Genomic DNA, 13,872 nt, shown 5'->3' on the forward strand with positions numbered 1-13,872 from the left:
CATATTTAGGCGTTAGTGTCCGCTGGCGCCACCAGCGGGGTTAATGTACATCATTAAACGGGCGGTCCTCTGCCGGTTATCGGGTATGAACGTCATAAAAAATGGAGGATTCATCAATGGACGCAATGCAGATCATCACCCAGGGCATGGTCAAAGAGAACCGGCCCCAGTTCGAGATCGGTGACACCGTTCGGGTCTCCGTTCGCATCAAGGAAGGCGAGCGCGAGCGTATCCAGGCCTTTGAGGGCACTGTGATCGCCAAGAAGCACGGCGGCATCGCCGAGACCTTCACCGTCCGCCGCACTTCCTACGGCGTCGGCGTGGAGCGCGTGTTCCCCGTCAACTCTCCCTTCGTTGAGAAGGTGGAGGTCGTCCGTCACGGCAAGGTGCGCCGGGCCAAGCTGTTCTACCTGCGCAACCGCACCGGCAAGGCCGCCAAGGTCAAAGAGCAGATCCGCTGATCGAAAGACGCAAAAAAGGGGCAATGGATATTGCCCCTTTTTTTGTTATATGCTACAATAAAACCCATCAAATTTATTCATTATCACGGGGGGAGGGAACACACCTTGGAAGAGACCCGTTTCCGGCGCAATGTGGATATTCTGGACTGGTACGACGCGCTGGTGTTTGCGCTGGCGGTGCTGGTCCTGGTGTTCGCCTTCTGCGCCCGCATCGTTGTGGTCAGCGGCAGTTCCATGAACAACACCCTGACCGACGGCGACCGCCTGCTGGTGCAAAGCACCTTCTACACCCCGCAGCGGGGCGACGTGGTGGTGGTGGACAGCTACATCAACTACGGCAAGCCACTGGTCAAGCGCGTCATTGCCAAGGGCGGCGACACGGTGGACATTGACGTGGAGCAGGGCCTTGTGTATGTGAACGGCGAGGCCCTGGACGAGCCCTATGTGCCGGAGGGCACTCTCTCCACCGGCAACGTGGAGTTCCCCCTCACCGTGCCGGAGGGAACACTGTTCCTGATGGGCGACAACCGCCAGCACTCTACCGACAGCCGCAGCAGTGATGTGGGCTTCATCGACGAGCGGGACATCCTGGGCAAGGTGGTCCTGCGGATCTACCCGTTCAATAAAATAGGTCTTATCCAATGAGCAACGAATTTGTGAACCGCCGCAACATCCAGTGGTTTCCCGGCCACATGGCCAAGACCCTGCGGCTCATCGAAGTAAACCTGAAAAACGTGGATGTGGTGCTCCAGCTGCTGGACGCCCGCATCCCCTTGAGCAGCCTGAACCCTGAATTGCAGCGCCTCACTGCCTCAAAGCCCCGCCTGTATGTGATGAACAAGGCGGACCTGGCCGACCCGGCGCTCACAAAGGCCTGGCAGGCCTATTTCCGGGCGGCGGGGGCAGGATGCGTGGCCATCAGCGCCAAGCAGAAGGGCAGCGCCGGGCAGGTGCGCAGCGCCATCGAATCGGAACTGCGGGAACTGCTGGAAAAGCGTGCCGGCAAAGGCATGGCGGGCGCCCGCATCCGCGTGATGGTGGTGGGCATCCCCAACGTGGGCAAGTCCACCTTCATCAACAATTTCGCGGGCGCTGCCCGCGCCAGGGCCGCCGACAAGCCCGGCGTCACCCGGGGCAAGCAGTGGGTCACGGTGGGCGGCTATGACCTTTTGGATATGCCCGGCGTGCTCTGGAAAAAATTCGACAGCCTGGAGACCGCCACGAACCTTGCGTTCATCGGTTCCATCAAAGACGACATTCTGGACATCGAAGAGCTGGCCATGGGCCTTGTGGCGCAGATGCAGGCGGTCTATCCCGACCGGCTGGCCCAGCGTTACAAGCTGAGCGAACAGCAGGTGGCCGAACTGGGCCCCTGGGAACTGGTGGAGGCCATCGGCCGTGCCCGCGGAATGCTTATCAGCGGCGGCGAAGTGAACACCGAGCGCGCCGCCATCATGCTGGTGGATGAATTCCGTGCCAGCAAGTGGGGACGCATCACCCTCGAAACGCCGCCCCGCCGGGAGGAACAGCAGGATGGAAACGAACAACCCTCTGTATGAATACGACGCTGCCGTCCGCGCGCAGCACGGGCTCTTCTGCGGTGTGGACGAGGCAGGCCGCGGCCCGCTCTGCGGGCCGGTGTGCTGCGCGGCGGTCATCCTGGACCCGGAGGACCCGGTGCCCGGAGTGAACGACTCCAAAAAGCTCAGTGAAAAAAAGAGGGAAGCCCTGTTTGAAGAGATCAAAGAGAAGGCCATTGCCTGCCAGATCGTGTTTGTGAGCCCGCAGGAGATCGACGAAAAGAACATCCTCTGGGCCACCATGGCCGGCATGGAGCGGGCGGTGGCCGGTCTTGACCCCGCGCCCGCCTTCGCGGTGGTGGACGGCAACCGCGTCCCACCGCAGCTCGCCGTTCCGGCGATGGCCCAGGTGAAGGGGGACGGCGTGTGCGCCAGCGTGGCGGCCGCGTCCATCCTCGCCAAGGTCAGCCGGGACCGCTTCATGCTGGAACTGGACCGGCAGTACCCTCAGTACCAGCTGGCAAAGCACAAAGGGTATCCCACCAAGCTGCACTACGAACTGCTGGAGCGCTATGGCATCCAGCCTTTCTACCGGCGCAGCTTTTTGAAAAAGCTGGGGTATTGAGCCATGGACGCAAAGGCGTTCGGACAAAAGGGCGAAGCTGCCGCGGCCCGGTACTATCTTGACCGGGGCTGCCGGCTGCTGGCCCACAACTACCGCACCCGCATGGGCGAGCTGGACCTTGTGCTGCTGGAGGGGGAGACGGTGGTCATCGCGGAGGTGAAATCCCGCCGCGAGACCGGCCGCGGCCCTGCGGCCGGGGCGGTGGGGCCCGCCAAACAGCGGCGCATCATCCTTGCCGCCCAGCGGTTTTTGCAGCAGTCCGGCCTGTCGGAGCGCCCTGTGCGCTTCGACGTGGTGGAGGTCACGCCCGCCGCGGGCGGCGGCCTGCTGGTACATTGCATCCAAAGCGCCTTTGAACTTTGAAGAGGCGCAGGAAAGATAGAGGGGGAATCGACATGCAGTTCATTACCACTCGCGGCGGGAGCCGGCCGGCCAGCGCAGCCCGGGCCATCTGCCTCGGCCTTGCCGGTGACGGCGGCCTGTTCGTGCCGGAGCAGTTCCCTTCGGTGGACCTGCACCAGGCGCTGGCCCAGCCGGATTATCCCGCGCTGGCAGCGCTCATTCTGGAGCAGTTCCTCACCGGCTATGACCCTGCCTTCCTGCGCCAGACGGTGCGGCAGGTCTACGGCGAGGCCTTCGGCGAAGGCACCGCGCCGCTGCACAAGGCGGGGGACGGGATGTACAGCCTGGAACTGTGGCACGGCCCCACCTGTGCCTTCAAGGATTTTGCTTTGCAGCTGATGCCGCGCCTGCTGGTGGAGGCAAAACGCATGCTGGGTGATTCCACCACCACCGCCATTCTGGTGGCCACTTCCGGCGACACCGGCAAGGCCGCCCTGGCAGGCTACTGTGACGTGCCGGGCGTCACCATCACGGTGTTCTACCCCAGCCACGGCACCAGCGAAATCCAGCGGCTGCAGATGACCACCCAGCAGGGTGAAAATGTGGCCGTCTACGCGGTGCAGGGCAACTTTGACGACGCGCAGACCGGCGTGAAGCGGGTCTTTTCCGACCCGGATGTGGCAAAGCGGCTGGCCGCCCGGGGCGTGCAGCTTTCCAGCGCCAACTCCATCAACTGGGGCCGCCTTGTGCCCCAGATCGTCTATTACTTCCATGCCTACAGCCTGCTGGTGCGTTCCGGCGCGCTCAAGGCGGGGGAGAAGGCGGATTTCTGCGTGCCCACCGGAAACTTCGGCGACATCCTGGCCGGCTGGTACGCAAAGCAGATGGGCCTGCCCGTGGGCCGGCTGATCTGCGCGTCCAACAAAAACGACGTGCTCACCGAGTTCTTCGCCACCGGCGTTTATAATGCCCGCCGTCCCTTCTACCGCACCACCTCGCCCTCCATGGATATTCTGGTGTCCTCCAACCTGGAACGGCTGCTCTATCACATGGCGGGGGCGGAGAAGGCCAAGGGCTGGATGAAACAGCTGTTCGAGAGCGGGTCTTATGAAGTGGAGCCGGAGGTGATGGAGCGCATCCGCGCCGATTTTGGCGCCGCCTGCGCCGACGACGAGACCGCCGCGGCCCAGATCCGTTCGCTCTTTGAGGAGCAGGGCTATCTCTGCGACCCCCACACCGCCGTGGCCTTCAGCGCCGCGCGCCGCAGCAAGGGCGACGCGCCCATGGTGGTGCTCTCCACCGCCAGCCCCTTCAAATTCCCGAAGGACGTGCTGGCCGCGCTGGGCCAGCCCCTGCCGGAGGATGAGTTCGAGGCCATGGCCGCTCTGGCGCGGTACGCCGGGCAGCCCGCGCCCCGGGCGCTGGCCTGCCTGCGCAGCCTGCCGGAGCGGTTCGGCACGACCGTCCGCCCCGACGCCCTGCGGGACGTGGTGCTGGGCAAGTGAACAGAAAAACGACCCGCGAGATCAAGTTTCGCGGGCCGTTTTTGGGAGACTTTGCCGGGGCGGTCACACCTCGGTGAAGGTCTCGCACTTGGTTCTGCCGATGTCGTCGTAGCAGTTGTTGACGTGGATGGTGCCGGCAGTGCAGCAGCTGGAACCGTTGTTGTAAACGCAGTTCTTCACGTCACAGCAGATACCATTGATGACAGGTTCGTTCGGATTCATTGTTCTTTCCCCCCTTTTCTGGTCTTATTGTGCCCGGTGCGGCGGCGATTATCAGGAGGTACGCATGGCAATTTTTGTAATAGGCGATCTGCACCTCTCGCTGGGCGCCGACAAGCCGATGGACAAGTTCCCTGGCTGGCAGGGCTATGTGAAGCGCATCCGGGAGAACTGGCTGCGCCTGGTCGCCCCCGGCGACACGGTGGTGCTTGCGGGGGACACCAGCTGGGGCATGAAGCTGGACGAAGCCGCCCCGGATTTTGAATTTCTGGAACAGCTGCCGGGGCAGAAGCTGCTTTTGAAAGGCAACCACGACTACTGGTGGACCACTGCCCGCAAGATGGAGGCCTTTTTTGAGGCGCAGGGCTTTGCAAGCCTGCACCTGCTGCACAACAATGCGTATCATGTGGAGGGGCTGGCTCTCTGCGGCACCCGCAGCTGGCTTTTTGAGCCGGACGAGCCCCACGACGAAAAGGTGATGAACCGGGAGCTGGGCCGCCTGAAAGCCAGCCTCGAGGCAGCGGGGGAGACGGACGAGGAAAAGGTCGTGTTCCTTCACTATCCACCGGTCTTTCCGGGAACAAGCTCACCGCAGGTCATCGAAGTGATGCGCAGGTTTGGGGTCAAACGCTGCTTTTACGGCCACCTGCACGGCGCGTCGGTGCGCGCGGCGGTGCAGGGGCAGGTGGACGGGCTGGAATACCGCCTGATCTCGGCCGATGCACTGCGGTTTTGCCCCCATAAAATTTAGGAAAAGTATGGATTTCTGGCCATACGCATGATATAATAAAATGAATCTCTTTGTACGGAGGCTATATTAATGAATCTTGTCAAAAGCGAAAAGCTTGAAAAAAGCATGCACGAGCTGCAGTTCTCGGTGGACGCCGAGACCTTCAAGGCCGCCATCGATAAGGCCTACAAGCGCGAAGGCAAAAAGTACAATGTTCCCGGTTTCCGCAAGGGCCATGCGCCCCGCGCGGTGATCGAAAAAATGTACGGCGCCGACATCTTCCACTACGACGCCATCAACGATCTGTTCCCCGAAGCCTATGAGGCTGCGGTGGCCGAGTCCGGCATCCAGCCCGTGGGCCGTCCCGAGGCGGACGTGGTCTCCGAGAACCTGGAAGACGGCGTGGTGCTCAAGGTCACCGTGGCTGTAAAGCCCGAGATCAAGGTGGGCAACTACACCGGTTTAAAGGCCGTCAAGAAGGTCAATACTGTGGACGACGCCGACGTGGAGGCGGAGCTGGTCCGCATGCAGAACCGCAACGGCCGCATCATCACCCGCGAGGGCAAGGCCGAGAACGGCGACACTGTGGATATGGACTTCGAGGGCTTTGTGGACGGCGCCGCTTTTGAGGGCGGCAAGGCCGAGCACTACAGCCTGGTGCTGGGCAGCGGCAGCTTCATCCCCGGCTTTGAGGATCAGCTGATCGGCCACGAGGCCGGCGAGGAGTTCGACGTGAACGTCACCTTCCCCGAGGAATATCAGGCCAAGGAGCTGGCCGGCAAGCCCGCCGTGTTCAAGATCAAGCTGCACGAGGTCAAGACCAAGGAGCTGCCCGCTCTGGACGATGAGTTCGCCAAGGACGTGAGCGAGTATGACACCCTGGACGAGCTGAAAGCCAGCATCCGCAAGGGCATGGAAGAGCAGAACGAGAAGCAGGCTGCCCTGGCCGTGGAGAACGACCTGGTGGATCAGGTCATCGCCACCATCGAGGGCGACATCCCCGAGGCCATGTACGAAGCCCGCATGGACGAAGCCGTGCGCGACTTTGAATACCGCCTGGCGCAGCAGGGCCTCAAGCTGGATATGTACCTGCAGTACATGGGCCAGACCATGGAATCCTTCCGCGCTTCCTTCCGCGAGCAGGCCGAGAAGCAGGTGAAGATCCGCCTGGCTCTGGAGGCCGTTGCCGCCGCCGAGCAGATCGCCGCTTCCGACGAGGAACTGGAGGCCGAGCTGCAGCGCGTTGCCGACAATTACAAGATGGAACTGGCCAAGGTCAAGGAGCTGGTCAATGCCGACGAGGTCAAGAAGGATCTGGCGGTGAACAAGGCCATCGACTTCATCCGCGACCACGCCGAGATCACCGAGGAGAAGGTCGCCAAGGAGGGCTGATCTGCCCAAAGGCCCTTTCGCCTTACATAAGCCGTCCTGCATTGACCGATACGCGCTCCGCGGCCCGTATCGGTCAATTTTGCAAGACCGCTTACATTTTTTCACAGGGAGGTACAGCCAAATGAGTTTGGTTCCTTACGTTGTGGAGCAGACCGCCCGCGGCGAGCGCTCTTACGACATTTTTTCCCGCCTTTTGAACGACCGCATCATCATGCTCAGCGATGAGGTCAACGACGCCACCGCCAGCCTGGTGGTGGCCCAGCTGCTCTATCTGGAAGGACAGGACAGCGAGAAGGACATCAGCCTGTACATCAACAGCCCGGGCGGGTCCATCAGCGCCGGCATGGCCATTCACGACACCATGAAGTATATCAAGTGTGACGTGTCCACCATCTGCATGGGCATGGCCGCCTCCATGGGCGCCTTCCTGCTGGCCAGCGGCGCCAAGGGCAAGCGCCTTGCGCTGCCCAACGCCGAGATCATGATCCACCAGCCGCTGCTCAGCGGCCTGCAGGGCCAGACCACAGACATCAAGATCCACGCCGACCATATGGTCCGCACCCGCGAGCGCATGAACCGCATGCTCAGCGAATACACCGGCCAGCCCATCGAAAAGATCATGGCCGACACCGAGCGCGATAATTTCATGTCCGCGCAGGAGGCCGCCGACTACGGCCTGATCGACGCGGTCATCACCAAACGGTAAACAATCCGCGCGGCGCCCACAGGCGCGCGTCGCATCGTTTAGGGGTAACTATGGCAAACAATTCAAACGGAAAAGACAAAGACAAGAACCTGCGCTGCAGCTTCTGCGGCAAAAGCCAGGACGAAGTGGAGCGCATGATCATCGGCCCTGGCGTCAACATCTGCAGCGAGTGCATCACGCTGTGCTCCTCGCTGCTGGATGAGGACGGCAAGCCGGACGCGCCGAAAGCGGCGTCCCGCCGGAACGCCGCCCGCCGCGCCGCCCCCACCCTGGACCCGGTGAATGTGCTCACCCCGTCCGAGATCAAGGAAGGGCTGGACCGCTATGTCATCGGCCAGGATGAAGCCAAGCGGGTGCTGGCGGTGTCGGTCTACAACCACTACAAGCGCATCCTCAGCGGCGAAAACAAAAACGACGTGGAGCTGCAGAAGAGCAACGTGCTGCTGCTGGGGCCCTCCGGCGTGGGCAAGACCCTGCTGGCCCAGACCCTGGCCAAAATGCTGGGCGTGCCCTTCGCCATCGCCGACGCCACCACCCTCACCGAGGCAGGCTATGTGGGCGAGGACGTGGAGAACATCCTGCTCAAGCTCATCCAGGCGGCAGACTTTGACGTGAAGCGGGCGGAGATCGGCATCATCTACATCGACGAGATCGACAAGATCACCCGCAAGAGCGAGAACCCTTCCATCACCCGCGACGTGGGCGGCGAAGGCGTGCAGCAGGCGCTGCTGAAAATTCTGGAGGGCACTGTGAGCAACGTGCCGCCCCAGGGCGGGCGCAAGCATCCCCAGCAGGAGTTCATCCAGATTGATACCAAAAACATCCTGTTCATCTGCGGCGGCGCTTTCGACGGCCTGGACAAATACATCCAGCGCCGCACCGACGCCTCCGCCATCGGCTTCGGCAGCAAGCTGCACGACACCTCTGCCCAGGAGAAACAGAACCTTCTGCGCAAGGTGGAGCCGGACGACCTGGTCAAATTCGGTCTCATCCCGGAACTCATTGGCCGTCTGCCGGTGGTCACCGTGCTTGACCCGCTGGATGAGGACGCCCTCATCCGGGTGCTCAAGGAGCCGAAAAACAGCGTCATCAAGCAGTATCAGGCTTTGATGCAGATGGACAATGTGGACCTGGAGTTCACCGACGAGGCCCTGCGCGCCGTGGCCCAAAAAACCATCGAGCGCAAGAGCGGCGCCCGCGGTCTGCGCAGCGTGATGGAAAGCATCCTGATCCCCATCATGTACCAGGTGCCCAGCGACCCCACCATCGTCAAGGTCACCATCACGCCTGAGACCGTGGCGGGCGGCGAGCCCGTGCTGGAATACGGCGCGGTGCGCAAGCGCTACAAAAACACCGTTCCTGTGGTGTAAAAGCAATAAACCTTACAGAAAAATATTTCAAAATCAAAACGGTACGAGCAATTTGCCCGTACCGTTTTTGGGAGGGAATGCCAATGTCTGAACGAGTGAAGATCAAAGTGGAACACAATGTGCTGCGTCTGCCGGCCATTGCCCTGCGCGGGCTTGTGGTGTTCCCGGGAAGCGTCATCCATTTTGAGGTCGGCAGGGAAAAGAGCATCGCCGCCATCGAGTGGGCGATGGCAAATGCCAGCCCCATTTTCCTTATCACCCAGCGGGAGATGGACGTGGAAGAGCCTGCCGCCGCCGATCTGTACCGCTACGGCGTGGTGGCCCAGGTCAAGCAGGCGATGCGCGTCTCCGACGACCTGGTGAAAGTGCTGGTGGAAGGGCAGTACCGTGCCCGCCTGCTGGCGCTGGAAAGCGGCGAGAAGACGCTCAATGTCACCGTGAAGGAGGCCCCGGTGCGGGGCCTGCAGCAGGCGGGCAGCGTCAACGCCGAGGCGCTGGTGCGCAGCCTGAAGATCGCCTTTGAGGCCTATCTCCAGCTCAATCCCCGCATGCCCAAGGACGTGGTGTACACCATCCTTTCCAGCAGCGACGCAGCCTTTTTGAGCGAATACATCCCCGCGAACCTTTTGTTCAAATACCAGGACAAACAGACCGTTCTGGAGCAGAATACCCTGATGGGCCGCCTCCAGACCACCCTGGACCTGCTCTATCGCGAGAACCAGGTCCTGACCCTTGAAAAAGAGATCCAGGATAAGGTCAACGACCAGATGGAGAAAAACCAGCGGGACTACTATCTGCGGGAGCAGATGCGCGCCATCGCCACCGAACTGGACGGGGATGACGATGTGCGCTATGAGTCCGAGCGGTATCTTGACCAGATCCACGCCCTCAGCCTGCCGGAGGAAGCCACCGAAAAGCTGGAAAAAGAGGCGGAGCGCCTGGGCAAGATGCAGGGCAACAGCCAGGAGGCGGCGGTCATCCGCACCTATCTGGACACCTGCCTTGCGCTGCCCTGGGGTATTTACACCCCCGATGATTTGGACCTTGCCCGGGCGGAAAAGCATCTGAACCGGGAGCACTACGGCCTGAAAAAGGTCAAGGACCGCATCCTGGAGCTTCTGGCGGTGCGCATGCTCAATCCGGACGCCAAGGGGCAGATCCTCTGCCTTGCCGGCCCTCCGGGCGTGGGCAAGACCAGCATCGCCCATTCCATCGCCGAGTGCATGGGCCGCAAATATGCGCGCATGAGCCTGGGCGGCGTGCGGGACGAAGCGGAGATACGCGGCCACCGGCGCACCTATGTGGGCGCGATGCCGGGCAAGATCATCAGCGCGGTCACCACCGCCAAGAGCATGAACCCCCTCATCCTGCTGGATGAGATCGACAAGCTTGCCGCCGATTTCCGGGGCGACCCGGCTGCGGCGCTGCTGGAAACGCTGGACCCGGAGCAGAACAGGACCTTCAAGGACCACTACCTCGACATCCCCTTTGACCTGAGCCAGGTGTTCTTCATCACCACGGCCAACGATCTCTCCACCATCCCGGCCCCGCTGCTGGACCGCATGGACATCATCGAGCTGCCCAGCTACACCCGGGAGGAAAAATTCAACATCGCCAAGCGGCACCTTGTGCCCAAGCAGCTGAAAAAGACCGGCCTGGAGGGCCGGGTGAATCTGACCGCGGGGGCCATCTACGGCCTCATCGACGGCTACACCCAAGAGGCCGGCGTGCGCGGCCTGGAACGGGCCATCACCGAAGTGCTGCGCAAGTGCGCCCGCAAGGTGGCCTCCGGCCAGGAGCAGAAGGTCGCCGTCACCGCCGCGAATCTGGAATCCCTGATGGGCCCCCGGCGCGTCAAGCCGGACTTCTACAACCGCTCCAACGCGGTTGGCATCGCCAATGGCCTTGCATGGACCAGCGTGGGCGGCGCCATCCTGCCCATCGAGGTGCAGTCCATCCCGGGCGGCACAGGCAAGATCGAGCTCACCGGCTCTCTGGGCGACGTGATGAAAGAGAGCGCCCATCTGGCCGTCACCTTCGCCCGGGTGCATGCCGGCGAATACGGCATTGACCCCGAACAGCTTAAAAGCTACGACCTGCACATCCACGCCCCTGAAGGCGCGGTGCCGAAGGACGGCCCTTCCGCAGGCGTCACCCTCGCCACCGCGCTCATCTCCTGCCTGTCCGGCGTCCCCGTGCGGGCAGACGTGGCCATGACCGGTGAGATCACCCTCCACGGCGATGTGCTGCCCATCGGCGGGCTGAAAGAGAAGAGCATGGCGGCTTACCGGCAGGGCGTCAAGACGGTGCTCATCCCTCAGGCAAACCAGAGCGACCTGTACGACGTGGACGATGAAGTCAAAAAGGCCATCCGTTTTGTGCCGGTGAGCCGGCTGGAGCAGGTGTTGAGCCACGCGCTGCTCACCCCGCGTTCGAGCCGCCGGGCCCAGAGCCGCGCAAAGCAGGCCGCAGCCCCTGAAAAAGTCCCCGCCGGGCTGATGGCCCCCGGAGACCAGCGCCCGCAGGAGGCCCACCTGCCTCAGTAACAAAGGAGACAGCTATGAACTATCAGAAAGCTGACTTTCAGGCTTCTTACGGCCTTTCCAGCCAGCTTCCCGGCAGCGACCGGCCGGAGTTCGTCTTTTCCGGCCGGTCCAACGTGGGAAAATCCAGCCTCATCAACAAACTCTGCAACCGCAAAAACCTTGCGCGGGTCAGCGCCACGCCGGGCAAAACGGCCACCATCAACTTCTACACGGTGGACTCTGCCTACTTTGTGGACCTGCCCGGATATGGTTACACAAAGGTCTCCGCGGCGGACCGCCAGCGGTGGGACCAGCTGATCAACAGCTATTTTGACGCCGCGCGCAACTGTATTCTGCTGGTCCAGCTGCTGGACAGCCGCCATGCTCCGTCCGCCGACGATATGCAGATGCTGGAGTATCTTCGTTACCGGGACATTCCCTTCGTGGCGGCGCTCACCAAGGCGGACAAACTCAAAAAAAGCGAGACCGCCAAAAAAAGGGAAGAGTTCGCCTTCCTGACAAAAGAGTTCGGGTGCCGGCAGATCATACTTACCAGCAGCGAAACGGGCCTTGGCATCGAGGAACTGCGGGCTGTTTTCGACGGCCTGCTCGCGGACGAGGTGTAAAGGCATAATGGCTTACAATGAATTTGCCTACTTTTACGACGAGCTGAACGGCGAGGCGGACTATGATGCGCTGTATACTTATATAAAAGAGCAGATGGACGCCCACGGCGTGAACGATGGCATTGTGGCGGACCTGGGCTGCGGCACCGGCGATCTGACGCTGATGCTCGCCCAGGCGGGCTACGACATGATCGGGGTGGACCAGTCGGAGGAGATGCTGGCCGTTCTGCGGGAAAAGGCGGACGAGCTGGGCATCTCCCAGCGGCTGCTTTTGCTCCGGCAGGACATCCTGGCCTTGGACCTGTTCGGCACCATACGGGGCGCTGTGTCCACCTTTGACACCTACAACCACATCGGCCCCGCGCCCCGCTTCGAGCGGGCGGTGGCCAAGGCTGCCTTTTTCATGGAAAAGGGCGGCGTTTTCATCTTTGACTTGAACACGCCCTACAAGCACCGGCAGGTGCTGGCGGGCAACGAGTTCGTGCTGGAAGGGCCGGACGCGGTGTGCCGCTGGCGCAATGCCTGCTCGCCGGAAGGGGACCGGGTGGACATCTCCATCCAAATCGACTATCTGGACACCGGCGAGGTGTTCCGGGAGCAATTTTCGGAGTACACCTACGAGGCGGACTATGTGAAGCGGGTGCTGGAACAGAGCGGCTTTGCGCTGGCCGACCTGCGGGACGGCGAGACCTTCGGCCCGCTGCGGCCGGAGAGCCAGCGCTACATTTTCACAGCGGTCAAACAATACACACAATTGGAGAAAACAGACAATGGCTAACATGATTCGCGGCATTTCCGACAACGGCGGCGTTGTGTTCTACGGTGTGGATTCCACCAACATCGTGGCCGAAGCCGAGCGCATCCACAAGACCAGCGCCGTCACCAGCGCGGCGCTGGGGCGGCTGCTCACCGCCGCTTCCATGATGGGCATCACCCTCAAAAGCGAGAAGGACTCCCTGACCCTGCGCCTCAACGGCGGCGGGCCCGCCGGCACCGTTCTTGCGGTGGCCGACGGCGCCGGCTGCGTGAAGGGGTATGTGCAGAACCCGGTGGTGGAGCTGCCCCTGCGCGGCGACGGAAAGCTGGACGTGGGCGGCGCCGTGGGCAAGGATGGCACCCTGAGCGTGGTGCGTGACCTGGGCCTGAAGGAACCCTATGTGGGCCAGATCCCGCTGGTGAGCGGGGAAGTGGCCGAGGACATCACCGCCTACTACGCAACCAGCGAGCAGACGCCCACCGTGTGCGCCCTGGGCGTGCTGGTCGACCCGGACCTTTCCATCCGGTGCGCGGGCGGCTACATGATCCAGCTTCTGCCCGGCGCCACCGAGCAGGAGATCACCATGCTGGAACAGAACGTGGCCAAGGCCCCCAGCGTTACCAAACTTTTGCAGCAGGGGATGGGCCCCAGGGAGATCATGGAACTGGTGCTGCGGGGCTTCGACCCGCAGGTGCTGGACGAGTATGATGTAGCCTATCAATGCGACTGCAGCCGCCAGCGGGTGGAGCGCGCGCTGCTGAGCATGGGCCGCCAGGAGCTGGAAAGCCTCGCCAAGGAAGAAAAGTGCGTGGAAGTGAACTGCCAGTTCTGCGGCAAGACCTACAACGTGGATGTGGCCAAACTCCTGAGAACCCTGTAAATTCTTTGCAAAGCCACATGGTTTGCCCGCCTTTGGAGAAACTAAAATAAAGTTGAGAAATAGTCTTGACAAAGCAGGAAAGATGCGGTAAAATAAACACCGTCGCCAAACGAGATTGGCGGTGCAAACCATGGATATGCGGCTTTAGCTCATCTGGTAGAGCGCCACCTTGCCAAGGTGGAGGTAGCGAGTTCGAGCCTCGTAAGCCGCTCCA

At 62.0% G+C, this 13,872-nt stretch carries 15 protein-coding genes and 1 tRNA gene; 15 read left to right on the forward strand and 1 reads right to left on the reverse strand.

Annotated features, from left to right (window positions below; all coding sequences use genetic code 11):
* The first annotated feature begins 116 nt into the window (after positions 1-116).
* The 6 genes from rplS to thrC all read left to right on the forward strand — a co-directional run bounded on the left by rplS (position 117) and on the right by thrC (position 4,453).
* Entirely contained in the window at positions 117-461 is a 345-nt protein-coding gene (gene rplS / locus ACH2AT_RS07315) for a 50S ribosomal protein L19 (RefSeq protein WP_394964791.1), read from the forward strand.
* A 105-nt stretch (positions 462-566) separates the two neighbouring features.
* Positions 567-1,106: a signal peptidase I gene (gene lepB, locus ACH2AT_RS07320; RefSeq protein WP_394964793.1), complete on the forward strand. Its 540-nt coding sequence runs from the start codon at positions 567-569 to the stop codon at positions 1,104-1,106.
* The gene (gene ylqF, locus ACH2AT_RS07325; protein WP_394964795.1) at positions 1,103-2,020 is read left to right on the forward strand and encodes a ribosome biogenesis GTPase YlqF; all 918 of its coding nucleotides are present in this window, start codon (positions 1,103-1,105) and stop codon (positions 2,018-2,020) included. Before lepB ends, ylqF begins: the two co-directional genes overlap by 4 nt.
* Positions 1,995-2,606: a ribonuclease HII gene (locus tag ACH2AT_RS07330; protein WP_394964797.1), complete on the forward strand. Its 612-nt coding sequence runs from the start codon at positions 1,995-1,997 to the stop codon at positions 2,604-2,606. The genes ylqF and ACH2AT_RS07330 overlap by 26 nt, the downstream gene beginning before the upstream one ends.
* 3 nt (positions 2,607-2,609) lie before the next feature.
* Positions 2,610-2,969, forward strand: coding sequence for a YraN family protein (locus ACH2AT_RS07335; RefSeq protein ID WP_394964799.1), 360 nt, complete (start codon positions 2,610-2,612; stop codon positions 2,967-2,969).
* Between the two features lie 32 nt (positions 2,970-3,001).
* Positions 3,002-4,453: a threonine synthase gene (gene thrC / locus ACH2AT_RS07340; protein ID WP_394964801.1), complete on the forward strand. Its 1,452-nt coding sequence runs from the start codon at positions 3,002-3,004 to the stop codon at positions 4,451-4,453.
* A 63-nt stretch (positions 4,454-4,516) separates the two neighbouring features.
* On the opposite strand, the gene ACH2AT_RS07345 is transcribed toward thrC, so the two are convergent.
* Positions 4,517-4,675 (reverse strand): DUF1540 domain-containing protein, encoded by a 159-nt coding sequence (locus ACH2AT_RS07345; protein ID WP_177522114.1) that lies wholly within the window; start codon positions 4,673-4,675, stop codon positions 4,517-4,519.
* 64 nt (positions 4,676-4,739) lie between these two features.
* Between ACH2AT_RS07345 and ACH2AT_RS07350 the strand changes: the two genes are divergently transcribed.
* The 9 genes from ACH2AT_RS07350 to ACH2AT_RS07390 all read left to right on the forward strand — a co-directional run bounded on the left by ACH2AT_RS07350 (position 4,740) and on the right by ACH2AT_RS07390 (position 13,872).
* Positions 4,740-5,423 carry a metallophosphoesterase gene (locus ACH2AT_RS07350; protein WP_394964803.1) on the forward strand — a complete coding sequence of 228 codons (684 nt, stop codon included), beginning with the start codon at positions 4,740-4,742 and terminating at the stop codon, positions 5,421-5,423.
* Positions 5,424-5,492: 69 nt separating this feature from the next.
* The gene (tig, locus tag ACH2AT_RS07355; RefSeq protein WP_394964805.1) at positions 5,493-6,794 is read left to right on the forward strand and encodes a trigger factor; all 1,302 of its coding nucleotides are present in this window, start codon (positions 5,493-5,495) and stop codon (positions 6,792-6,794) included.
* Between the two features lie 121 nt (positions 6,795-6,915).
* Positions 6,916-7,500 carry an ATP-dependent Clp endopeptidase proteolytic subunit ClpP gene (gene clpP, locus ACH2AT_RS07360; protein WP_394964807.1) on the forward strand — a complete coding sequence of 195 codons (585 nt, stop codon included), beginning with the start codon at positions 6,916-6,918 and terminating at the stop codon, positions 7,498-7,500.
* A 50-nt stretch (positions 7,501-7,550) separates the two neighbouring features.
* On the forward strand, positions 7,551-8,870 hold the full coding sequence (gene clpX, locus ACH2AT_RS07365; protein ID WP_394964809.1) for an ATP-dependent Clp protease ATP-binding subunit ClpX: 1,320 nt from the start codon (positions 7,551-7,553) through the stop codon (positions 8,868-8,870).
* A gap of 83 nt (positions 8,871-8,953) precedes the next feature.
* Positions 8,954-11,416 carry an endopeptidase La gene (gene lon / locus ACH2AT_RS07370; RefSeq protein WP_394964811.1) on the forward strand — a complete coding sequence of 821 codons (2,463 nt, stop codon included), beginning with the start codon at positions 8,954-8,956 and terminating at the stop codon, positions 11,414-11,416.
* A 14-nt stretch (positions 11,417-11,430) separates the two neighbouring features.
* Positions 11,431-12,021 carry a ribosome biogenesis GTP-binding protein YihA/YsxC gene (gene yihA, locus ACH2AT_RS07375; RefSeq protein ID WP_394964813.1) on the forward strand — a complete coding sequence of 197 codons (591 nt, stop codon included), beginning with the start codon at positions 11,431-11,433 and terminating at the stop codon, positions 12,019-12,021.
* Between the two features lie 7 nt (positions 12,022-12,028).
* On the forward strand, positions 12,029-12,799 hold the full coding sequence (locus ACH2AT_RS07380) for a class I SAM-dependent DNA methyltransferase (protein ID WP_394964815.1): 771 nt from the start codon (positions 12,029-12,031) through the stop codon (positions 12,797-12,799).
* Positions 12,792-13,658: an Hsp33 family molecular chaperone HslO gene (gene hslO / locus ACH2AT_RS07385; protein WP_394964817.1), complete on the forward strand. Its 867-nt coding sequence runs from the start codon at positions 12,792-12,794 to the stop codon at positions 13,656-13,658. The genes ACH2AT_RS07380 and hslO overlap by 8 nt, the downstream gene beginning before the upstream one ends.
* A gap of 138 nt (positions 13,659-13,796) precedes the next feature.
* A tRNA-Gly gene (locus tag ACH2AT_RS07390) sits at positions 13,797-13,872 on the forward strand.

This window comes from Candidatus Allofournierella excrementigallinarum (assembly GCF_944388085.1).
GTDB classification, from domain to species: Bacteria; Bacillota; Clostridia; order Oscillospirales; family Ruminococcaceae; genus Allofournierella_A; species Allofournierella_A excrementigallinarum.